The 21,093-nt window shown below is 72.8% G+C and carries 21 protein-coding genes and 1 riboswitch; of the genes, 5 read left to right on the top strand and 16 right to left on the bottom strand.

Annotated features, from left to right (window positions below; genetic code table 11):
- The first annotated feature begins 19 nt into the window (after positions 1–19).
- A complete protein-coding gene (locus tag LH62_RS09175) occupies positions 20–769 on the top strand; it encodes a sulfite exporter TauE/SafE family protein (RefSeq protein ID WP_043360736.1) in 750 nt (249 codons plus the stop codon).
- On the opposite strand, the gene LH62_RS09170 is transcribed toward LH62_RS09175, so the two are convergent.
- Genes LH62_RS09170 through LH62_RS09160 form a run of 3 tightly spaced genes read right to left on the bottom strand, consistent with a single transcriptional unit; the run spans position 760 to position 4,560 of the window.
- Positions 760–3,015 (bottom strand): xanthine dehydrogenase family protein molybdopterin-binding subunit, encoded by a 2,256-nt coding sequence (locus LH62_RS09170; RefSeq protein WP_043360734.1) that lies wholly within the window; start codon positions 3,013–3,015, stop codon positions 760–762. The genes LH62_RS09175 and LH62_RS09170 overlap by 10 nt on opposite strands.
- Positions 3,008–4,066: a xanthine dehydrogenase family protein subunit M gene (locus LH62_RS09165; protein ID WP_043360732.1), complete on the bottom strand. Its 1,059-nt coding sequence runs from the start codon at positions 4,064–4,066 to the stop codon at positions 3,008–3,010. The genes LH62_RS09170 and LH62_RS09165 overlap by 8 nt, the downstream gene beginning before the upstream one ends.
- Positions 4,063–4,560 (bottom strand): (2Fe-2S)-binding protein, encoded by a 498-nt coding sequence (locus tag LH62_RS09160; RefSeq protein WP_043360731.1) that lies wholly within the window; start codon positions 4,558–4,560, stop codon positions 4,063–4,065. The genes LH62_RS09165 and LH62_RS09160 overlap by 4 nt, the downstream gene beginning before the upstream one ends.
- A gap of 153 nt (positions 4,561–4,713) precedes the next feature.
- On the opposite strand from LH62_RS09160, the gene LH62_RS09155 reads away from it, so the two are divergent.
- The gene (locus LH62_RS09155; RefSeq protein ID WP_043360729.1) at positions 4,714–5,289 is read left to right on the top strand and encodes a TetR/AcrR family transcriptional regulator; all 576 of its coding nucleotides are present in this window, start codon (positions 4,714–4,716) and stop codon (positions 5,287–5,289) included.
- Here the strand turns inward: LH62_RS09155 and LH62_RS09150 are convergent.
- The 10 genes from LH62_RS09150 to cobD all read right to left on the bottom strand — a co-directional run bounded on the left by LH62_RS09150 (position 5,279) and on the right by cobD (position 15,753).
- On the bottom strand, positions 5,279–6,265 hold the full coding sequence (locus LH62_RS09150; protein ID WP_043360728.1) for a 4-hydroxythreonine-4-phosphate dehydrogenase PdxA: 987 nt from the start codon (positions 6,263–6,265) through the stop codon (positions 5,279–5,281). The genes LH62_RS09155 and LH62_RS09150 overlap by 11 nt on opposite strands.
- Positions 6,266–6,279: 14 nt before the next feature.
- Positions 6,280–7,185 carry an amidohydrolase gene (locus LH62_RS09145; protein ID WP_043360727.1) on the bottom strand — a complete coding sequence of 302 codons (906 nt, stop codon included), beginning with the start codon at positions 7,183–7,185 and terminating at the stop codon, positions 6,280–6,282.
- Entirely contained in the window at positions 7,182–8,204 is a 1,023-nt protein-coding gene (locus tag LH62_RS09140; RefSeq protein ID WP_043360725.1) for a putative FMN-dependent luciferase-like monooxygenase, read from the bottom strand. Before LH62_RS09140 ends, LH62_RS09145 begins: the two co-directional genes overlap by 4 nt.
- Positions 8,201–8,941, bottom strand: a complete 741-nt coding sequence (locus tag LH62_RS09135) for an ABC transporter ATP-binding protein (RefSeq protein ID WP_043360723.1) — start codon at positions 8,939–8,941, stop codon at positions 8,201–8,203. The genes LH62_RS09140 and LH62_RS09135 overlap by 4 nt, the downstream gene beginning before the upstream one ends.
- Positions 8,938–9,771: an ABC transporter ATP-binding protein gene (locus tag LH62_RS09130; protein WP_043360721.1), complete on the bottom strand. Its 834-nt coding sequence runs from the start codon at positions 9,769–9,771 to the stop codon at positions 8,938–8,940. The genes LH62_RS09135 and LH62_RS09130 overlap by 4 nt, the downstream gene beginning before the upstream one ends.
- Complete coding sequence (locus tag LH62_RS09125; RefSeq protein WP_043360720.1) at positions 9,771–11,594, bottom strand: ABC transporter permease; 1,824 nt, start codon at positions 11,592–11,594, stop codon at positions 9,771–9,773. The genes LH62_RS09130 and LH62_RS09125 overlap by 1 nt, the downstream gene beginning before the upstream one ends.
- A complete protein-coding gene (locus LH62_RS09120; protein WP_043360719.1) occupies positions 11,594–12,709 on the bottom strand; it encodes an ABC transporter substrate-binding protein in 1,116 nt (371 codons plus the stop codon). Before LH62_RS09120 ends, LH62_RS09125 begins: the two co-directional genes overlap by 1 nt.
- 17 nt (positions 12,710–12,726) lie before the next feature.
- Complete coding sequence (locus LH62_RS09115) at positions 12,727–13,938, bottom strand: YbfB/YjiJ family MFS transporter (protein WP_201445452.1); 1,212 nt, start codon at positions 13,936–13,938, stop codon at positions 12,727–12,729.
- Positions 13,939–14,092: 154 nt separating this feature from the next.
- A complete protein-coding gene (locus tag LH62_RS28215; RefSeq protein WP_160299807.1) occupies positions 14,093–14,716 on the bottom strand; it encodes a HupE/UreJ family protein in 624 nt (207 codons plus the stop codon).
- Between the two features lie 35 nt (positions 14,717–14,751).
- The gene (cobD, locus tag LH62_RS09105) at positions 14,752–15,753 is read right to left on the bottom strand and encodes a threonine-phosphate decarboxylase CobD (RefSeq protein WP_144404427.1); all 1,002 of its coding nucleotides are present in this window, start codon (positions 15,751–15,753) and stop codon (positions 14,752–14,754) included.
- On the opposite strand from cobD, the gene cbiB reads away from it, so the two are divergent.
- Positions 15,752–16,714 (top strand): adenosylcobinamide-phosphate synthase CbiB, encoded by a 963-nt coding sequence (gene cbiB, locus LH62_RS09100; protein ID WP_043360718.1) that lies wholly within the window; start codon positions 15,752–15,754, stop codon positions 16,712–16,714. The two genes, cobD and cbiB, sit on opposite strands and share 2 nt — an antisense overlap.
- On the opposite strand, the gene LH62_RS09095 is transcribed toward cbiB, so the two are convergent.
- Genes LH62_RS09095 through cobU form a run of 3 tightly spaced genes read right to left on the bottom strand, consistent with a single transcriptional unit; the run spans position 16,698 to position 19,302 of the window.
- Positions 16,698–18,140: a cobyric acid synthase gene (locus LH62_RS09095; protein ID WP_043365440.1), complete on the bottom strand. Its 1,443-nt coding sequence runs from the start codon at positions 18,138–18,140 to the stop codon at positions 16,698–16,700. The two genes, cbiB and LH62_RS09095, sit on opposite strands and share 17 nt — an antisense overlap.
- A 17-nt stretch (positions 18,141–18,157) precedes the next feature.
- Positions 18,158–18,775: a cob(I)yrinic acid a,c-diamide adenosyltransferase gene (gene cobO, locus LH62_RS09090; RefSeq protein ID WP_043360717.1), complete on the bottom strand. Its 618-nt coding sequence runs from the start codon at positions 18,773–18,775 to the stop codon at positions 18,158–18,160.
- The gene (cobU, locus tag LH62_RS09085; RefSeq protein WP_043360715.1) at positions 18,772–19,302 is read right to left on the bottom strand and encodes a bifunctional adenosylcobinamide kinase/adenosylcobinamide-phosphate guanylyltransferase; all 531 of its coding nucleotides are present in this window, start codon (positions 19,300–19,302) and stop codon (positions 18,772–18,774) included. The genes cobO and cobU overlap by 4 nt, the downstream gene beginning before the upstream one ends.
- A gap of 78 nt (positions 19,303–19,380) precedes the next feature.
- Positions 19,381–19,591, top strand: a riboswitch (cobalamin riboswitch).
- Between the two features lie 114 nt (positions 19,592–19,705).
- Between cobU and LH62_RS09080 the strand changes: the two genes are divergently transcribed.
- A complete protein-coding gene (locus tag LH62_RS09080) occupies positions 19,706–20,068 on the top strand; it encodes a DUF1636 domain-containing protein (RefSeq protein WP_043360714.1) in 363 nt (120 codons plus the stop codon).
- Positions 20,065–21,093, top strand: a complete 1,029-nt coding sequence (gene cobW / locus LH62_RS09075; RefSeq protein WP_043360713.1) for a cobalamin biosynthesis protein CobW — start codon at positions 20,065–20,067, stop codon at positions 21,091–21,093. The genes LH62_RS09080 and cobW overlap by 4 nt, the downstream gene beginning before the upstream one ends.

The raw sequence follows: 21,093 nt of genomic DNA, 5'->3' as shown, positions 1-21,093 counted from the left end.
GCGGAGCACTCTCCGCCGAATGGAAGCGCTTTTCATCCTGTTCGGCGCCGGCCTGCTCGCCGGCGCCATGAATGCCGCGGCCGGCGGCGGCTCCTTCGTCAGCATTCCGGCGATGGTCTTCGTCGGCCTGCCCTCGGTCGCCGCCAATGCCTCCAGCACCGTCGCCCTGCTGCCGGGGACGATCGCCAGCGCCTGGGCCTGGCGGCGCGACTTCCGCCCCTTCGACGGCATCCCGCTCCGCACCATGATTCTCATCAGCCTGATCGGCGGGCTGGTCGGCGCCCTGCTGCTGCTGGTCACGCCGCAGCATGCCTTCGACGTGCTGCTGCCCTGGCTGCTGCTGATCGGCACGCTCGCCTTCGCCTTCGGCCGCCCGCTCGGCGCCGCGCTGCGGAGGCGGGTGCGCATCGGCCCCGGCGCGGTGACCGGTGCGCAGGTGCCGCTCTCTGTCTATGCCGGCTATTTCGGCGGCGGCGTCGGCATCATGATGATGGCGGTCTGGAGCCTGCTCGACGATGCCGACATCCGCTCGATGAGCGCGGCGCGGACCATGCTGGTCAGCGCCGCCAATGCCGTCGCCGTGCTCTGCTTCGCCCTCGCCGGCCCGGTCCACTGGCCGGAGACGGCGGTGATGCTGGTCGCCGCCGTCATCGGCGGGTATCTCGGCGCGGGCCTCGCCCGCCGCGTGCCCGCCCCCTGGCTGCGTGGCTTCGTCATCGCCTTCAGCCTGGCGATGACGGCCGTCTTCTTCCGCCGCGCCTATGGCTGACCAAGCAGTTCCTCGATGGCGATCGGGAAGCGCCGCACCCGCACCCCCGTCGCATGCCAGACGGCATTGGCCACCGCCCCCGCCGAGCCGGTGACGCCGATCTCGCCGACGCCCTTGATGCCGAGCGCATTCACATGCGGATCGACCTCATCGACCAGGATGGCCTCGAGCGAGGGCACGTCGGCATTCACCGGCACATGGTACTCGCCGAGATTGGCATTCATCACCCGCCCGGTGCGCCGGTCCACCGCCGCCGCCTCGTGCAGGGCGAAGGAGACGCCCCAGATCATCCCGCCGTAATACTGGCTCCGCACCAGGCGCGGATTGATGATCCGCCCGGCGGCGAAGGCGCCGACCAGCCGCGTCGCGCGGATCTGCCCGAGCTCCGGGTCGACCTTCACCTCGGCGAAGACCGCGCCATGCGCGTGCATCGCGTAGTGCTCCTGCGCCGCCTGATCCGCCGCCCCGGTGCCGCGCCCCTCGATCTCGTCGAGGCCGGCGTGGGCGAGGATCTCGGCATAGGTCTCGCCCCGGCTCTCGTCGTCGCGCCGCACCAGCCGCCCCTCGCGCGCCACCACCCCGGCATTCCCTGCGCCGTAGAGCGGTGAGCGCTGGTCCGCCATCGCCAGCTCCGCCAGCCGGGCGACCACATCGGCGCCCGCGCCATGGATCGCCATGCCCGCCGTCGCGGTATGGGAGGAGCCGCCCGCGATGCCCGCATCCGGCAAACCCGAATGACCGGCGCGGAACTCCACCCGGTCGATCGGCAGCCCGAGGCTGTCGGCCGCGATCTGGGCGAAGGCTGTCCAGGCCCCCTGCCCCATGTCATGGGCGCCAGTCTCGACCAGCCCGCTGCCGTCCCGCCGCAGCACTGCCCGCGCCTGGCCATGGAACATCAGCGCCGGGAAGGTCGCGGTGCCGACACCCCAGCCGACCAGCAGCCCGTCCGCGTCGTGCATCTGCCGCGGCGCCAGCGGCCGGCCGGCCCAGCCGAAGCGCTCGGCGCCCTGCGCATAGCATTCGCGCAGCGCCTTGGAGGAGAAGGGCTTGCCGCTCGCCGGCTCCACCTCGGCATAGTTCCTGAGGCGGAATTCCAGCGGGTCCATGCCGCAGGCCGCCGCCATCTCGTCGATCGCGCCCTCCAGGGCGATGCTGCCGCTCGCCTCGCCCGGCGCCCGCATGAACATCGGCGTGCCGGTATCCAGCCGCACCGCATCGCTGGTCGTGGCGATGGCCGGGCTGGCATAGAGCGTGTGCGAGACAGTGCCCGCGGGCTCGAAGAAGTCGTCGAACCGGCTGCTCGTCGTGCGGACATGGTGATGCAGCGCGGTCAGCGCTCCCTCGCCATCCACGCCGAGCCGCAGCGTCTGCCGCGTCGGCGCGCGATGCCCGACCGGGCCGTACATCTGGTCGCGCTTCAGCACCAGCTTCACCGGCCGCCCGACCATCCGCGCGGCGAGGATGCCAAGCACCTGCGGCCCCGAGACCGCCCCCTTGGAGCCGAAGCCGCCGCCGAGGAAGGGGCTGCGGATCTCGATATTCTCCGGTGGGATGCCGAACAGCCCGGCGACCCGGTCCACCGCCAGGGCGAGGCCCTGGCTCGGCGTGTCGATGGAAAGCCGGTCGCCCTCCCAGGCCGCGACCACGGCATGCGGCTCCATCGCATTGTGGTACTGCGCCGGCGTCTCGTAGACCGCCTCGAGCCGCCGTGCCGCCGCGGCGAGCCCCGCCTCCACATCGCCATGCCGCATCTCGGCCGGATAGCCGACGCCGACCGCCGGCGGGACGAAGACCTCGCCATCATCGAGCCCGGTGCTCGCCGGCTCCGCCGCATAACGCGGGGCAAGCAGCGCCGCGCCCTCGGTCGCCGCCTCCAGCGTCTCGGCGATCACCACCGCGACCGGCTGGCCGACATAGCGCACCTGGTCGTTCTGCAGCAGATCGAGCCGGAAGGCGAAGGGCCCTGCCTTGTCGTCCGGGTCCTGCGCCAGCGCCGGGCGGTTCTCCGGCGTCATCACCGCGACCACGCCGGGATGCGCCCGCGCCGCCTCGAGATCGAGGCCAGTGACGCGGCCGCGCGCGATGCTGCTCACCGCCAGCGCCGCATGCAGCATCCCCGGCGGATGGTGGTCGGCGGCATAGCGCGCCCCGCCGGTGACCTTCAGCAGCCCGTCCCGCCGGGTGAGCGGCTGGCCGATGCTGGAACCGTGGCGGCCATGCGCCGCGGAGGATGCGAGCTCAGCCATAGAGGGAAACTCCCGGATGGGGGGCATGGGGGGAGGCCGGCAGAGCCGGCAGCCGCTCCGGCGTGCCGGCCGCGGCGAGGGTGAGCGCGCGCACCAGGATGCGCCGCGCCAGCTCGATCTTGAAGGCGTTGTCGCCGGAGGGCCGCGCCTCCGCCAGCGCCGCCTCCGCCGCCCGGCGGAAGGCCTCGGCACCCGGCCGCGCGCCGCGCAGCGCCGCCTCGGCCTCCGGCACCCGCCAGGGCTTCGCCGCGACGCCGCCGAGCGCCAGCCGCGCCTCGGCAATGGCGCCATCCTCCAGCCGCAGCCCCGCCGCGGCCGAGACGACGGCGAAGGCATAGGAGGTGCGCTCGCGCAGCTTCACATAGCGCGCATGTCCGGCGAAGCCCGCCGCCTCGCCCGGCAGCCGCACCGCGACGATCAGCTCGCCCGGCGCCAGCACGCTCTCCCGCTCCGGCGTGGTGCCGGGCAGGCGATGGAATTCCTCGAGCAGCACCTCGCGCTGCCCCGCCTGCCCCTCGATCTCCACCACCGCGCCCAAGGCGACGAGCGGCACGCAGAAATCCGACGGGTGCGTGGCGATGCACTGCTCGCTCCAGCCGAGCACCGCATGCAGCCGGTTCTCGCCCTCGCGCGCATCGCAGCCAGCGCCGGGCTCGCGCTTGTTGCAGGCGCTGGCGGGGTCGTAGAAATAGGCGCAGCGCGTCCGCTGCAGCAGGTTGCCGCCGACCGTCGCCGCATTGCGCAGCTGCGCCGAAGCACCCGACAGCAGCGCCTCCGCCACCGCCGGGAAGCGCCGGGCGAAGCCGGGGTCATAGGCGAGGTCCGAATTGCGCACCCGCGCGCCGATCCGCACGCCGCCATGCGGCAGCGCCTCGATGGCGTCGAGCCCCGGCACCCGCGCCAGGTCGACCAGCCGCGCCGGGCGCATCACGCCGCCCTTCATCAGGTCGAGCAGATTGGTCCCGGCGGCGAGATAGGCGCTGCCCGGCACCGCCGCGGCCGCCACCGCCTCCGCCACCGTCGCGGGGCGGACATAGTCGAAGCGGTTCATGCCGCCTTCTCCTCTGCATCGGCGGCAAGGCGCCGCTGCGCCTCCAGCACTGCCTCAGTGATGCCCTTGTAGGCGCCGCAGCGGCAGAGATTGCCGCTCATCGCCTCGCGTACCCGCTCGGGGTCGTCGCCTGCCTGCGCCTCGCGGATCAGCCCGACCGCGCTCATGATCTGCCCCGGCGTGCAGTAGCCGCACTGGAAGGCGTCATGCTCGATGAAGGCGGCCTGCACCGGATGTGGCACCTCGCCCTCGGCCAGCCCCTCGATGGTCAGCACCTCAGCCCCGTCGAGGCTCACGGCCAGCGCCAGGCAGGAATTCACCCGCCGCCCATCGACGAGCACGGTGCAGGCGCCGCACTGGCCACGGTCGCAGCCCTTCTTGGTCCCGGTGAGGTCGAGCCGCTCGCGCAGCAGGTCGAGCAGCGTGACCCGTGGGTCGTCCAATGCGATGGTCCGGGGTACCGCATTGACGGTAAGGGTGATGGACAGGCTCATGCGGATCTCCGATGAGGGCCACGGCGTTCCCACTCCGCCGGCACGGCGGGGGGGGTCCTGCGGCCAGGAGAGATCAGCCGCTCCCTGGCCTCATGCGGAGCGATATACGGAGGCACCCTCCGCTTACAAGAGGCAGGATATCAACCAAGCGCGATGACCGAGGAGCGGAGCCAGACACCACGGAAGCCCCGCGCGGACGCCACCCGCAACCGCGACCGCCTGCTGGCCGCGGCCCGCACCGTCTTCAACCAGGGCGGCCCGGCGGCGAGCCTCGAAGCCGTCGCCCGCGAGGCCGGCCTCGGCATCGGCACGCTCTACCGCCACTTCCCGACGCGGGAGGCGCTCTACGAGGCGGTCTACCGCCGCGAGGTGGACCAGCTGGTGGAAGTCGCCGCCCGGCTCTCGGCCGAGCTGCCCCCCACCGAGGCGCTGCGCCGCTGGCTGGCCGCCAATGTCGAGTTCATCGCCACCAAGAAGGGCATGGCCGCCGCCCTCGCCATGGTGTCGCACAAATCCTCGGAGCCGATCGCCTCCGCGCTCGACCGCCTCCGCGCGGCGCTCGGCGGCCTGCTGCGCCGCGCGACGGAGGCCGGCGAGCTGCGCGGCGACCTCGACCCGGAGGAGCTGCTGCTGGCCCTGGTCGGCATCTGCTACGCGCAGGAAGGCCCGGACTGGCGCGCCAAGGTGCTGCGCGTGCTCGACGTGCTCATCGCCGGCCTCAGGCGCTGACCGCCATCCGCGCCGCCAGCAGCACCGCATTCCGCATCGCCCCCGGATGGGCGATGCCGCGCCCGGCGATGTCATAGGCCGTGCCATGCGCCGCCGTGCAGATCGGGAAGGGGAAGCCGCCCAGCAGCGTCACCCCCGCCTCGAAGCCGATCAGCTTCATCGCGATCTGCCCCTGGTCGTGGTACATCGTCAGCACCGCGTCGAAATCGCCCCGCCGCGCCCGGACGAAGACGGTATCCGCCGGGTAGGGCCCGTCGCAGCCGATCTGCTCTGCCTTGCCCGCCTCGACGGCCGGCCCGATCACGTCGATCTCCTCCCGCCCGAAATTGCCGCCATCCCCCGCATGCGGATTGAGCGCCGCGACGGCGATCCGCGGCCGCGTCACGCCGGAGGCGCGGAGCGCCGCATCCGTCAGCCGAAGGTTCTCGAGGATCGCCTCGCGGCTCAGCAGCCCCGCCACCTCCTTCAGCGGCACATGCGAGGTGACGCGCGCATTCCACAACCCTTCGAGGATGTTGAACTCCTTCGCCACCCCCCGGAAGCCGATCGCCTCCGCGGTGAAGCCGATCTCGTCCTCGTAGTCCGGCGTCACCAGCCGCATCGCCGCCTTGTTGAAGGGGGTGAAGCAGACCGCATCCGCCTCCCCCGCCGCCGCCATGGCCAGCGCCCGGCGAAAATTCGCCGTCGCAAACCGCCCACCCGCCTCCGAGACCTGGGCGAGCGGCACCGAAGCCGGATCGCAATGCCCGAGATCGAGCAGCAGCGGCCGCTCGCCCGGCCGCCCGTCGCCCGTGTCGATGTCGAGTCCGACGCCCGCTACCTGCGCCCCCTCGGCCAGCACCCGCGCATCGCCGATCACGGTGATCGCCGCCGCCGCGCGCAGCTCCGCATCGGCCAGGATCCGGGCGGTGAGCTCGGGCGAGATGCCGGCCGCATCCCCCATGGCGAGCGCGACATGCGGCCTCGTCTGGCTCATTCCCCATCCCTTCCCTACCCGATGCGGTAGACCCGCCGCGCATTGTCGCAGAACATCGCCCGCTGCTCGGGCTCCGGCCGGTCCGCGACGGCGGATTTGAAGCCGGAGTAGATCTCATCGAAGCTGGCGCAGAGGCTGTCCACCGGGAAATTGCTGGCGAACATCACTCGCTCCGGCCCGAACAGCGCCACCGTCTCGCGGATGATCCACTCCGTCCGCCCCGCCGCCCAGGCCTGCCCCCGCACCCCGAGCCCCGAGACCTTGACGACGACATTGGCGCACTCGGCCAGCCGCACCATCGCCTCCCGCCACCCCGCCAGCCCCCCGGCGCTGCGGTCCGCCGGCAGCCCGGTGTGGTTGAGGATGATGAGCGTCTCCGGGAAATCGCCGGCCAGCCGCACCGCCTCGTGCAGCGTCCACCACGGCGTCTGCAGGTCGAAATGCAGCCCATGCCGCGCCAGCAGCGCATAGCCCCGCCGCCAGCCTGCATCCGACATCAGCGTCTGCCCAGGCTCGCCCGGCGCCTTCGGCCCGCCCGGCTTGTGCCGCACGCTCCGCACCAGCGCGGAGGCCGCATGCCCCGCCAGCACCTCCGCCACGTCGCCCCGGTCGAGCCAGGCCTGCCCGACCACCGCATCCGGCAGCCCGTGCCGCTCGCGCAGCAGCGCCGCATACCGCACCTCGCCGAGCGGGTCCGCCGGGTCCCACTCCGTCTCGACATAGACGCTGCCGACCAGCTTGTGCCCGGCCGCATCCGTCCGGTACTCGTCGGGCAGGTAGGGCCGGCGGATCGCCCGGTAGTCGCCATAGCGGAAGGGGATCACCCCTGCCTCGGTCAGCCAGGGATGGTGGTTGATCCGCGGGTTCCAGAAGTGGTGGTGCGCATCCACCACCGGCCCGGCATAGATCGCGCCGCTCATGCCGCCTCCGACCGTATTCCCCCCGGCGCCCAGCCCAGCGCCGGCGCCACCTGCCCCGCCACCAGCTCCAGCGAGCGCAGGATGTGGGGATGCGGCGGGTCGACCGAATGCACCTGCACCGCCAGCTCCGTCGCCCGATCGATCACGCCATCGGCCTGCAAGGAGGCGACCACCTCCGCCACCGTGCCGAGATGCACGTCGAAGGTGGCGACCATCTCCTCCACCGTTTCCCGCCCCGTCGCGCGGCCCTGCGCCGCCGCACGGTCGCGGAACCGCCCGAGCCCCTGCTCCGCCAGCCGCCACGCCTCCTCCCGCCGGTCGGCAGCGAAGACCGAGCGCGAGGCGAGGATGCGCGGCGCGCAGCCCGCCGGCAGCGCCGCCAGATAGGCATCGACCATCGGATTCTGGATGTCGGCGAGGGTCATCCCCTCCGCCCCCTCCGGCCGCGGCTGGGTGCGCGAAAGCATCAGCCCATCCCCCGCCGCCCCGGCCCGCCTTGCCCCCTCGACGGTGAAGGTCGCCTGCCAGATCCGCCCGGCGAGCCCCGGCGCCGGCGGATAGAGCCGGTCCCCGCCCGGCAGCGCCCCGCCCTCCCAGGCCGTTCGCAGCAGCGCCGCATTGTTGTTGAAGATCGCCCCGCGCTCCGCCGGATCGAGCCCGAAGGCCCGGAAGGCCGCCGGGTTGCCCCCCGGCCCGATGCCCATTTCCAGCCGCCCGCCCGAAACCAGGTCGAGCACCGCCGCATCCTCTGCCACTCGGATCGGCAGCTCCAGCGGCAGCGTCACGATCCCCGTCCCCAGCCGGATGCGCTGCGTCCGCGCCGCCACCTGCGCCAGGAAGACGAAGGGCGCCGGCAACCCGCCCTCATGCTCATGGAAATGATGCTGCGCCACCCAGGCGGAATCGAAGCCGCAGCGCTCGGCATGGAGGATCTGCTCGGTCGCCAGCCGGTAGCGCTCCGCCGGCCCGACCTCGTCGAGCACCCGGGTGAAGAAGCCGAGGCGCTTCCGTACCGTCATCCCTCACCCTCCCCATCGCGCGCCGCGCCGCCGAGATAGGCATCGCGGATGCGCGGATCGCGCAGCAACTCCCCGGCCGGCCCCTGCAGGGCGATCCGCCCGGTCTGCAACACATACCCGTAATGGGCGATGCCGAGCGCCAGGCTCGCATTCTGCTCTACCATGAACACCGTCACGCCCTCGCGGTTGATCGCCTGGATCAGCTCCAGCACCCGGTCGACGAAGAGCGGCGAGAGCCCCATGGTCGGCTCGTCCATGCAGATCAGCTTCGGCCGGCCCATCAGGGCGCGGGCCATGGCGAGCATCTGCTGCTCGCCGCCCGACATCGTCCCCGCCCGCTGCCCCAGCCTTTCCCTGAGCCGGGGGAAAAGCCCCAGCACCCGCTCCTCATCGGTGGCGATGGCAGCCCGGTCGCTGCGGGCATAAGCACCCATCAGCAGGTTCTCCCGCACCGTCATCGCCGGGAAGAGCCGCCGCGCCTCCGGCACCGAGCCGATCCCCCGCCGGATCACCTGCGGCGTCGGCAGGCCGGTGATATCAGCCCCGTCGAACCAGACCCGGCCCGAGCCCGGCCGCTGCAGGCCGAGGATGGTCTTCATCGTCGTCGACTTGCCGCTGGCATTGCCGCCGAGCAGGCAGACGATCTGCCCCGCCTCGACATCGAGATTCAGGTCGAAATGCACCTGCACCGGCCCGTAGAAGGAGTTGACGCCCTCCAGCCGCAGCAGCGCGCTCATGGCACGGGCTCCCGCGCCGCGCCGGCTTCGCGGTGGCCGAGATAGGCCTCGATCACCGCCGGGTCGTGCCGCACCGCCTGCGGCAGCCCCTCGGCGATGCGCCGTCCGTTGTCCATGACGATCACCCGGTCGGAGAGCCGCATCACCATCTCGAGCTTGTGCTCGATCAGCAGGATGGTGAGGCCGCTGCGCTTCAGCCCGGCGACGACCTCCTGCATCTCCGCCGTCTCCGTCTCGTTCATCCCCGCCGTCGGCTCGTCGAGCAGCAGCAGCCGCGGATGCAGCGCCAGCGCTCGCCCGATCTCGACGCGGCGCCGGTTGGCATAGGAGAGGCTGAAGGCCGGATGATCGAGCCGCGGGGTCAGCCGCTCGCCGAAGAGCGAGATGATGCGGATGGCATCCTCCCGCAAGGCCGCTTCTTCGGCCCGCACCCCGCCCGGCCGGATGGCAGCCAGCGCCAGCTCCAGCAGCGGCCCCAGCACCGGCACCGCAGGCCGCACCGCCCGCAGCCGCGCATGCGCGCCGACCAGGACGTTGTCGAGCACGCTGAGATTGCCGAAGACCCGCCCATGCTGGAAGGTTCGCGCCAGGCCGAGCCCGGCCAGCCGCTCCGGCGCCGCCCCCGTCACATCCTGGCCGAACAGCCGCACGCTCCCCGTATCCGGCCGGTCGAGCCCGCTGACGAGGTTGAACAGCGTCGTCTTCCCCGCGCCGTTCGGCCCGATGATGCTGAGCAGCTCGCCCTCCCGCAGGTCGAGCGCCGCATCCTCCACCGCCGTGACGCCGCCGAAGCGCTTCCGCAACCCGCGGACCTCGAGCACCGGCGCCATCACACCGTCCCCATCAGGCCCTGCGGGCGGAAGCGGATCAGCAGCAGCAGCACGATGCCGTAGATGAGGATCCGGTACTCGGCGAGGAAGCGGAAGGCCTCCGGCAGCGCGATCAGCAGCGTCGCCCCCAGCACCGCCCCCGCCACATTCCCGAGCCCGCCCAGGATCACCATGGTCAGCGCCAGGATGGAGATGCTCGCGCCGAAGGTCTCGTGGTTGATGTAGGAATAGACATGCGCGGTGATGGCGCCGCTGATCCCCGCCGCGAAGCCGCCGAAGCCGAAGGCCAGCGCCTTGTAGCGGTCGCCGCTGACGCCATAGGAGCGCGCCGCCACCGGGTCGTCGCGGATCGCCCGCCAGGTCCGCCCGAGATGCGAGCGCAGCAGCCGCAGCTGCAGCAGCGCCAGCAGCACCAGCACCGCGAGGCAGAGCCAGTACGTCCCCTCCACCGAGCCGAGGTCGAACCCGAAGACCTCGAGCGGCGGAATCCCCCCCAGCCCGATCGCTCCCCGCGTCAGCCCCGTCCAGTTGAGGATGACGAGTGACACGATCTCGCCGATGCCAAGCGTCGCGATGGAGACGTAGTGTCCGGTCAGCCGGAAGGCCGGAAAGACCAGCAGCGTGCCGAGCGCAGCCGTCACCAGCCCAGCCGCCGGAATCGAGAGCGCCACTGGCCAGCCCGCATCCATCGCCAGCAGGCCGGAGGCATAGCCGCCGATCGCCAGCAGCGCCGCATGGCCGAGCGAGACCTGCCCCACGGTGCCCGCCACCAAGGTCAGGCTCAGTGCCAGCATCGCATACATCAGCGAATTGGCGCCGATCTGCAGCAGGTAGGGCTGCCCGAGCAGCGGCAGCAGCGCCGCCGCCACGACCAGCGCGGCCACCGCCCAGCGCGGCACCACCACCGGCCGCGACCGCGCGATGAAGGTGCCCGTCATCGGCTCCGGCGGCAGCGCCCGCCGCGCGGCGAAGAGCCCGTTCGGCCGCCAGACCAGCATGGCGATCAGCAGCACGAAGGCGAAGAGGTTGCGGTAGGAGGTGCCGAAAAGCGCGATGCCGTAACTTTCCGTCAGCCCGAGGATCAGCGAGCCGGCGATCGCCCCCGGCACGTTGCCCAGGCCCCCGATGATGAGGGCGACAATGCCCTTCAACGTCGCCTCAAAGCTCATCGCCGTGCTGATCTGGTTGTAGTACATGCCGACCAGCACGCCGCTGACGCCACTCAGCGCCGAGGCGATGGCGAAGACCGCCATGTTCACCCGGTTGACGTCGACGCCCATCTGCTGCGCCGCATCCGAATCCTGCGCCGTCGCCCGGACGGCCCAGCCGAGCTTGGTGAAGCGCAGGAAGCCATAGAGCACTACGGCGGAGGTCAGCCCGATGCCGGCGATCAGCAGGTCGAGCGCCCCTATGGTGCCGCCACCAACCGCCACCCGCCATTCCGGCACCTGCATCGGCACCGCCCGCGGATCGGGCGTGAAGACCAGCTGCACCACCTGGTCGAGCACCAGCGCGATGCCGATGGTCGCCAGCAGCGGCGCGATGCGCGAGCTGCCATGCAGCGGCCGCAGCCCGATCCGCTCGATCCCCACCCCCACCAGCGCCGAGACCGCGACCACGCAGAGCAAGGTCACCGGCAGCGGCGTATCCAGGTAGGTGATCGCTGCCCAGCCCACATAAGCCCCGACCACATAGACCGAGCCATGGGCGAAATTGACAAGGTTGGCGACGCCGTAGATCAGCGCCAGCCCGACGGCGAGCAGCGCGTAGATGTTGCCGATGACGAAGCCGTTGACCGTGTAGTCGAACCAGGCGCCGCCCATCACGACCACAGCGTGAAGCGGCCATCCTTCACCACCAGCCGCTTGTAGCGCGCACCTTCCACCCGGCGGGTATTGGGGTCGAACTGCATGCTGCCGAAGACCACGCTCGGCACGCCCCGCACCTTGGCCAGCCCCTCGCGCACCGCTGCCCGCGTCGCGCCGAACTGGTTCACCAGCGTGGAGGCGAGGATCATCGTGTCATAGGCGGTGGCGTTGAAGGTGTCCGGCTCGCGGTTGTACTTCGCGCGGAAGGCGGCGACGAAGCGCTGCACCTCTGCCCGCGGCTCATCGGGAAAGAAGGTGGTGATGACATGCACGCCGTTCACCGCATCGCCACCCAGCTCCAGCAGCTTCGGCGAATAGACCGAGCTGACGGCGACGATCGCCTGCGGCAGGCCGAGCGTCCGGATCTGACGCACGATCGTCGCCGCATCGGCATAGTAGGCCAGCAGCACGATGCAGTCCGGGTTGCTGTCGCGGATGCGCACCAGCGTCGAACGGAAGTCGCGCTCGCCCGGCAGGAAGCCCTCGGCGGCCGCCACCTCCGCCCCCTTCTCCTTCGCCGCCGCGGCGAAGAGGTTCTTGCTGGTCACGCCCCAGTCGGTGTTGAGGTGGATCACCCCCAGCCGCCGCTTGCCGAGGCCCGCGATGGCGAAATCCGCCAGCTGCGGCTGCTCCTCCGCCTGGCTGATGGAATTGCTCCACATGTAGTCGCCGCCCTTGGTGAAGTCCGGGTGCGAGTTGGTGAAGCCGAACTGCACCAGCTTGGCGCGCTGGTAGATCGGCGAGGCGGCCATCGAGGCCGGCGAGGAGAAGTCGCCGAGCTCCATGACGATACGCTGGTCGTTGACGAATTTCTGCGCGATGGCCACCGACTGCCGCGGATCGCTCTGGCTGTCCTCGAACACGTACTGGATCTGCCGCTGCGCGGCCGGGTTGACCTCGGCCAGCGCCAGATCGAAGGCATCCTTCCACTGCGCGCCATACTGCGCATTCGGCCCGGTCAACGGCCCACTGACGCCGACATGGATGGTCTCGGCCGCGGCGGCCCGCCGCGTGGCGGCAGCCCCGGCCACCAGCCCGGCCAGAAGGGAACGACGGCGCAGCGGGGTCATGGGGCTCTCCTGCCAGATTATGCCTTGCCGGCATCCGAGCATGAATTACCGCACTGCACCATAGGCTTGCGCGGCCCGGCCTCGCCCCGCAGCGGCACCCGCAACGCCATCGCGCCGGCCGCCAGCAAGGCCGCCGCCGCCAGCAGCGAGGGCAGGCCGAAGCTTCCCGTCCGGTCGTGCAGCAGCCCAGCCAGCACCGGCCCGACGATCTGGCCGATGCCGAAGGCTGCCGTCAGCGCCGCGAAGGTCCGCCGCGGGTCGCCCGCCGACAGCGCCCGCCCGCCGGCCAGCCCCAGCGCGGTCAGTCCCATGAAGGTCCCGCCCAGCAGTGCTGCCGCGACCAGCGCCCCCGCCGCCCCCGGCCAAAGCACGCTCGCCGCCACCCCGGCCGCTTCGACCACGCAGGCCGCGGCGAAGCTGCGCGCCAGGCCGAAGCGCCGCCCGCCCCATCCCCACAGCGCCACCGAAGGCACCGCCGCCAGTCCCACGACCAGCCAGACGAAGGGCTCCACCGCCCGCAGCGCCGCCTCAGCCCGAACAATGGCGACAAGGAAGGTCGCGGTGACGACATAGCCGAAGCCGAACAGCCCGTAGGCCACGGCCCACCAGGCCAGCCACCTGCCATCGCCGGCTGGCTGCGCGGCAACCGGCCTCGCTGCCCGCTCCTGCCCCGGCACCAGCCAGGCCACGGCGCCTGCCGCCGCCAGCGAGACGAGCCCGGAGGCGCTCCACAACTCGCGCCAACCCAGGCCCGGCAGGGCGACCAGCCCGGCCGAGACGGCGATTCCCGCCCCCACACCCGCGAAATGCAGCGCGGCCAAGCCTCCGCGTCCTGCCGCCGCCAGCCGGTCCAGCACCAGGGCCGAGGCGAAGACCAGCACGAAGGCGCTCGCCGCGCCGCCGATCCCCCGGAGCAACAGGAAGGCCGGCAGGCCCGAGGCCACCCCCATCGTCCCCGTCGTCGCCGCCCCGAGCGCCAGCGCCCCGAGCAGCCAAGCTCGGCGGGACCCCGGCAGCCGTGCCGCAGCCAGCAGCGCCCCGGCGAGATAGCCGCAGAAATTGGCCGAGGCGATCAGTCCCGCTTGGCCGCCCGTCAGCCCCAACCCCTCGGCCATGGCCGGCAGGAGGGGCGTATAAACGAAGCGGCCGATGCCGATCGCCGAAGCCAGCGCCAGCATCCCGCCGAGCGCCAGCGGCCGCCCCGCCACCCGATCCCGCATTGCAAGCATGCCACTCTCCGGAACCGACCGATCCGCGTCAGGCTGCGCCGGTTGCGGCATCCGGGAAAACGATTTGTCCTGATCCTTGCTATCGTTGCCGGAGATGGCTCAGGCTCGGAAGTTCAGCAAGGACGGGCCAAGCCCATCCTCGCTCGCCCATAGCTCAGGCGAGCACCGCCGCCCCCAGCGCCACCGCGCCCACAACCGTCGCTGCCGCCCCGGCCCAGCGCCGCTGCAGCGACGCCTCGCCCAGGCTCCGCGCCACCCGCATCGCCAGCAGCCCGATCGCGGCCTGCACCGCCAGCAGCGTCAGCAGATAGGCGATGACCGGCGCCGGCCCGGAGCCGGCAACGGCCTCGGCATAGGCATGGCCATGGAACAGCCCCGCCGCTCCGAAGCCGAGCGCCAGCCAGCCCGGTGCCGCCTGCGGCAGCCGCGCCGGCGCCGCCAGCAGCGCCACCCCCGCGCCGATCACCGAGAGCGCCACCGCCGCCTCCACCGGCCCAAGCCCGAAGCCGCCCAGATGCAGCACCGTCCCCACCAGTCCGGCGCCGAGGAAGGCGGCCAGTGCCGCAATCCCGGCCCGCCGCCCGACCGCCGCGGCCAGCACCCCCGCCGCCAGCAGGAAGGCAAGGTGGTCGAGCCCGATCACCGGATGCGCCACGCCGGAGACGAAGCCCTGCCAGGCCGTCGTCGCCGCGGCGCCGCCCATCGAATGGTGCGCCAGCGCCGGCACGGGCATGGCCGCCGCGAGGACGACGAGGGCGATGGGGCTGAGCTTCGGCATGGTCACTCCCGGAAAGGTCAATTCGTCCCGCAGCTTCATCCGCCCTGGCCCGCACCGCAACCGTCGAGCGCCCGCCCCAGCCTCTCCCACCCCGCCTCATCCCCGGGCAGGCCGAAGCGCAGCAGCCCTGGCCGCTCCGTGAAGCGCCGCACCAGCACTCCCTGCCGCCCCAGCCTTTCGAACGCCCCCTCCAGGCCCCGCACCAGCCGGAACAGCGCCGTCCCCCCCACCGCCTCCAACCCATGCCGCTCAAGCAGCGCATCCAGCCGTGCTGCCTCCGCTGCCAGCCGGGCCCGCATCGCCTCCGCCCAGGCCGCATCGCCGAGCGCCGCCATCCCCGCCGCGATCGCCGGGCCGGACACCGCCCAAGGTCCGAGCCTTGCCCGCAGCCGCTTCACGACCTTCGGCTCGGCTAGGGCGAAGCCCAGCCTCACCCCCGCCAGCCCATGGAATTTCCCGAAGGACCGCAGCACGACGAGACCCTCTCGCCCAACCTCCGCGGCCAGCGAAGCCCCTGGCGGCATCACCTCCATGAACGCCTCGTCCACCACCAGCAGCCCCGCCCGCAGCCCGAGCAGCGCCCGCCGCTCCACCAGCCGCCCATCGGGATTGTTCGGGTTGACGAGCACCGCGAGCCCCGTCCCCTCCAACGCCTCCGCGGCCCCGACCTCGCCGACCGCATGCCCCGCCAGCTCGGCCGCCCGCCGGTGCTCCGCATAGGTCGGCCCCAGGATCCGCGCCTCGCACGGCGGCACCAGCCCGGCGACCAGCGGCAGCAGGATCTGCGTCCCCGGCGCCGCCACCACATGCTCTGCCGAGGCCGCGCCATACCGCTCAGCCGCCAGCGCCTCGAGCCGGGCGAGCGCCGCCGGCTCCGGCAGCCGCGCGAAGACCTCGGCCCCGAGCGGCGGCACCGGGTAGCCATGGGGGTTGATCCCGGTCGACAGGTCGAGGAAAGGGGCGGGCGCCTCCGGGAACAGCCGGCGCGCCGCCTCCAGATCGCCGCCATGGGCCACGCCCGGGATACCGTCCATCATGGCCCTCGCCACCGCCGCCTGCGCCCTGCTGATCGAGGCCGCCTTCGGATACCCGGAGCGCCTGCTGCGGTCCATCGGCCACCCCGTCATCTGGCTCGGCCGCCTGATCACAGCACTCGACCGCCGCCTGAACCGCGAGGCCTGGTCCCCCGCCCGCCGCCGCGCCGCCGGCCTCGCCGCGCTGCTGATCCTGCTCGCTGCCAGCCTTGCCCCCGCCTGGCTGATCGAGGCCGCGCTGCACCGCCTCCCCCTCGGTTGGCTCGCCGTGGCCCTCCTCGCCAGCAGCCTTCTCGCCCAGCGCAGCCTGCACGAGCACGTCGCCCGCGTCGCCACCGCCCTGGAGCAGAAAGGCTTGGCCGCCGGCCGCATCGCCGTCTCCCATATCGTCGGCCGCGACCCGGAGTCGCTGGACGAAGCCGGCATCTGCCGCGCCGCCATCGAGAGCCTCGCCGAGAATTTCTCCGATGGCATCGTCGCCCCGGCCCTCTGGCTCGCCCTCGCCGGCCTGCCCGGCGCCGCCGCCTACAAGGCGGTCAACACCGCCGACAGCATGATCGGCCACCGCACCCCGCGGCACGAGGCCTTCGGCTGGGCCGCCGCCCGGTTCGACGACCTGGTGAACCTCCCCGCCTCCCGCCTTTCCGCCCTGCTGCTGGTTCTCGCCGCCTGCCTGCTGCCCGGCGCCAGCCCCGCCGCCGCCCTCCGCGCCCTCCGCCGCGACGCCCACCGCCACCGCTCGCCCAATGCCGGCTGGCCGGAGGCGGCGATGGCCGGCGCCCTCGGCCTCGCCCTCGCCGGCCCACGCCGCTACAGCGGCGTCCTGGTCGAGGACGCGCTGATGGGCGACGGCCGTCGCGACGCCACCGCCGCCGATATCCGCCGGGCGCTCCGCCTCTACCGCCTCGCCGATGCCCTGCTCATCGCCCTCGCCGCCATCCTCGCCCTCACCGGGCCAGGCTGAGCAGCCGGTCGATGTCGAGATGCGCCTCGAGATGCCGCGCCAGCGTATCCAGCGCCGCCTCCACCCCCGCCTCATAGGCAATCGCCGGCGCCCCGGCCGCGAAGCGCGCCATCCAGGCCGCCCGCTGCGCCTCCGCGGTGAAGAGCCCATGCACATAGGTCCCGGTCACCTGCCCATCCGCCGAGACCGCCCCCTCCGCCGCGCCATCCGCCAGATGCGCGAAGGGCCGTGCCCGCCCCGGTCCCTCGGTGCTGCCGAGATGCATCTCATAGCCGGCGAGCGCCGCGCCATCCGCACTCACCCCCTCCACCGGCACCAGCCGCTTGTCGCCCCCGAGCACCGTCTCGACCTCCAGCAGCCCGAGCCCCGCGACACGCCCCGCCGCCCCCTCCACCCCCGCCGGGTCGGCCAGGCTCCGCCCCAGCATCTGATACCCACCGCACAGCCCGAGCACCTGCCCGCCCCGCCGCAGATGCGCCGCGATGTCGATGTCGAACCCCGCCGCCCGCAGCGCCGCCAGGTCGGCGATGGTGGCCTTCGACCCCGGCAGGATGACGAGCTGCGCATCCCCCGGCAGCGCCTCGCCGGGCCGGACGCGCACCACCTCCACCGCCGGCTCGCCGACGAGCGGGTCGAGATCGTCGAAGTTGGCGATATGCGGCAGCACCGGCACGGCGATGCGCAACCGCGCCCCCGGCCGCCGTGGCAGCGCATGGTCGAGCGCCAGCGCATCCTCCGCCGGCAGCCGCGCCGCCTCCGGCAGGAAGGGCACCAGGCCGAGCGGCGCCCACCCCGTCCGCGCCGCGATCAGCGCCATGCCATCCGCGAAGAGCGACGGATCGCCGCGGAATCGATTGACGACGAAGCCCACGACCATCGCCGCATCCGCCGGATCGATCACTACCTTGGTCCCGACCAGGCTGGCGATCACCCCACCCCGGTCGATATCCCCGACGACCACGACCGGCACATCCGCCGCCCGCGCGAAGCCCATATTGGCGATGTCATTGGCCCGCAGGTTGACCTCGGAGGCGCTGCCCGCCCCCTCCACCAGCACGATGTCGGCCTCGCCCCTGAGCCGCGCAAAACTCTCCAGCACCGCCGGCAGCAGCGCCGCCTTCCGCCGCTGATACTCGGCCGCCCCCGCCGCACCGGCCACCCGCCCCTGCAGCACGATCTGCGCGCCCACCTGGCTCTGCGGCTTCAGCAGCACCGGGTTCATATGCACGCTCGGCGCCACGCGCGCCGCCCGCGCCTGCAAGGCCTGCGCCCGCCCGATCTCGCCGCCATCGAGCGTGACGGCGGCATTGTTCGACATGTTCTGCGGCTTGAACGGCCGCACGCGCATCCCGCGCTCCGTCAGCGCCCGCGCCAGCCCAGCGACGAGCAGCGACTTGCCGACATCCGAGCCCGTGCCCTGCAGCATGATCGCGCGCATCGCGGCTAGAACTCGATGCCCCGCTGCGCCTTCACCCCCGCCGCGAAGTGGTGCTTCACCGCCCCCATCTCGGTGACGAGGTCTGCCGCCGCGGTCAGCTCCGGCTTCGCATTCCGCCCGGTGACGACGACATGCAGCGATGGCCGCCGCCCGACCAATTCCGCCACCACCCCATCCAGCGGCAGGTAGCCGTAGCGCAACGCGATGTTCAGCTCATCCAGCACCAGCAGGTCGAAGCCCGGCTCCGCCAGCATCGCCCGCGCCATCCCCCAGGCCCGCTCCGCCGCGGCGATGTCGCGCGCCAGGTCCTGCGTCTCCCAGGTGAAGCCCTCGCCCATGCTGTGCCAGGCGACGCGCTCGCCGAAGCTCTCCAGCGCCGCCCGCTCCCCGCTGTCCCAGGCGCCTTTGATGAACTGCACCACGCCGACCCGCCCGCCGCGCCCTAGCATCCGCAGCGCGAGCCCAAATGCCGCCGTCGACTTGCCCTTGCCCGGCCCGGTATGGACGATCAGCAGCCCCTTCTCGGCGATCGGCTTGCTCGCCACCTCGGCATCCTGCACCGCCTTCCGCCGCGCCATCTTCGCGCGATGCCGCACCGCCTCCTCCGGGTCGATCCCGCTCACGCTGCACCTCCCTTGATCGCCACCGGAATGCCCGCCACCACCAGCACCACCCGGTCCGCCAGCGTCGCCATGCGTTGGTTCAGCCGCCCCTGCGCATCGCGGAAGCGCCGCCCGAGCGGCGTCTCCGGCACGATGCCCCAGCCCACCTCGTTCGAGACCAGCACCACCGGCCCGGCCCTCCGCGCCAGCGCCGCCGCCAGAAGCTCCCCCTCCGCCTCCAGGTCGCGCTCCGCCAGCAGCAGGTTGCTGAGCCAGAGCGTCAGGCAATCGACCAGCACCGGCCGCCCCGCCGGCACCCCGCCCAGCACCTCCGGCAGGTCGTGGGGCGCGTCCCGCGTCTCCCCCCCCGCCGGCCGCCGCGCCCGGTGCTCGGCGATGCGCGCCGCCATCTCGTCATCGAAGGCCTCGGCGGTGGCGACATAGGTCCAGGGCGACGGCCAGGACTCGACCAGCGCCTCGGCCTGCCGGCTCTTGCCGGAGCGCGCGCCGCCGAGCACCAGCACCAGCGGGAAGGGGGCATCGGACATGCCCGTCGGTGTGGCAGCACCCGCCCATCCGCACAACAACCGACGCCGATGGTTGACAGCCGCCCCGCCGCCCGGGCCTAGTCCCCTTCGATCGAAGGTTCCAGCCGAGAGGCGGGATGAAAAGGGAATACGGAAGGGCCCCGCCCAGGCCGTAGCTGCCCCCGCAACTGTGAGCGGCGAGTCCGCGCCACCATGTCACTGGCCGCCAGTCCTTCGGGACCCGGCCGGGAAGACGGCGCCGGACAGCGACCCGCGAGCCAGGAGACCTGCCTTCGCTCGAGACGACGTGCCGGGCGGGGTGCCCTGGCGCGGCTGCCGCACCGGCGAACGGACACGCCCCCCTTGGCGCGCCCGCTGCTGCACCCCGCATGCCCGGCACCCGCCGGGTGGGGACGCCTGCCCAATGCCGCCCGTCACCGTCTTCGTCTGCACCACCTGCCGCCGCAGCGGCGACGCCGAGGACGCCCCCCGCGCCGGCGCCACCCTCGCCGCCAAAGCTGAACCCCTGGCCGGCCCCGACCTCGCGGTGCGCCCCGTCGAATGCCTCGGCAACTGCTCCCGCGGCCCAACCGCCGCCATCGCCGTGCCCGGCGGCTGGACCTATGTCTTCGGCAACCTCGACCCCGCCGAGGCCGCCCCCGCCTTGCAGGAGGGCGCCCGCCTCCTCGCCGCCGCCGAGGGCCAGGTGATGCCCTGGCGCGGCCGCCCCGAGCCCCTGAAGCGCGGCCTCATTGCCCGCATCCCGCCCCTGGAGTTCCCGGCATGACCGCCCGCATCCCCTGCACCATCGTCACCGGCTTCCTCGGCGCCGGGAAGACGACGCTGATCCGCCACCTGCTGGAGAATGCCGGCGGTCGCCGCCTCGCCGTCATCGTCAACGAGTTCGGCGATGTCGGCATCGATGCCGAGATCCTGCGCGGCTGCGGCATCCCCGCCTGCGACGAGGCCGACATCGTCGAGCTGGCCAATGGCTGTCTCTGCTGCACCGTCGCCGACGACTTCGTCCCCGCCGTCGACGCGCTGCTCGCCCGCACCCCGCCGCCCGACCACATCCTGATCGAGACCAGCGGTCTCGCCTTGCCGAAGCCGCTGGTCCAGGCCTTCCACTGGCCCGCCATCCGCAACCGGGTGACGGTCGATGGCGTCGTCGCCGTGGTCGATGGCGCGGCGCTCGCCGAAGGCCGCGTCGCCGCCGACCTCGCCGCGCTCGCCGCCCAGCGCGCCGCCGACCAGGCGCTCGACCATGACGACCCGGTGGAGGAGGTCTTCGACGACCAGCTCGCCTGCGCCGACCTCGTCGTGGTGACGAAATCCGACCTGCTCGACGAGCCCGGCCTCGCCCGCGCCCGCGCCGCCGTGGAGCGCGCCCTCCCCCGCGCCGTCGGCATCGTGACGAGCGCCGCCGGCCGCATCGACCCGGCGGTGCTGCTCGGCCTCGGCCTCGCCACGGAGGACGACATCGCCAACCGTCCGACCCGGCACGATGCCGAGGAAGGCCACGACCACGACGATTTCGACAGCATCGTCCTCGACCTGCCCGAACTCGCCGCCCCCGCCGACCTCGCCGCCCGCATCGCCACGGTCTGCGCCCGCCCAGACGTGCTGCGCGCCAAGGGCTTCGCCGCCATCGCCGGCAAGCCGATGCGCCTGCTGGTCCAGGCCGTCGGCCCCCGCGTCAGCCACCATTTCGACCGCGCCTGGGGCGAGGCCGAATCGCGTCAGGGCCGCCTCGTCGTCATCGGGCTTAAGGGTTTCGACCATTCCGCCGCCGCCGAGGCCCTGGCCGGCTGA

It is taken from the genome of Belnapia sp. F-4-1, assembly GCF_000802185.1.
In the GTDB taxonomy this organism is placed as follows: domain Bacteria; phylum Pseudomonadota; class Alphaproteobacteria; order Acetobacterales; family Acetobacteraceae; genus Belnapia.
Note: the sequence above shows the minus strand (reverse complement) of the source record. Positions and strands in the feature narration are given on the sequence as shown.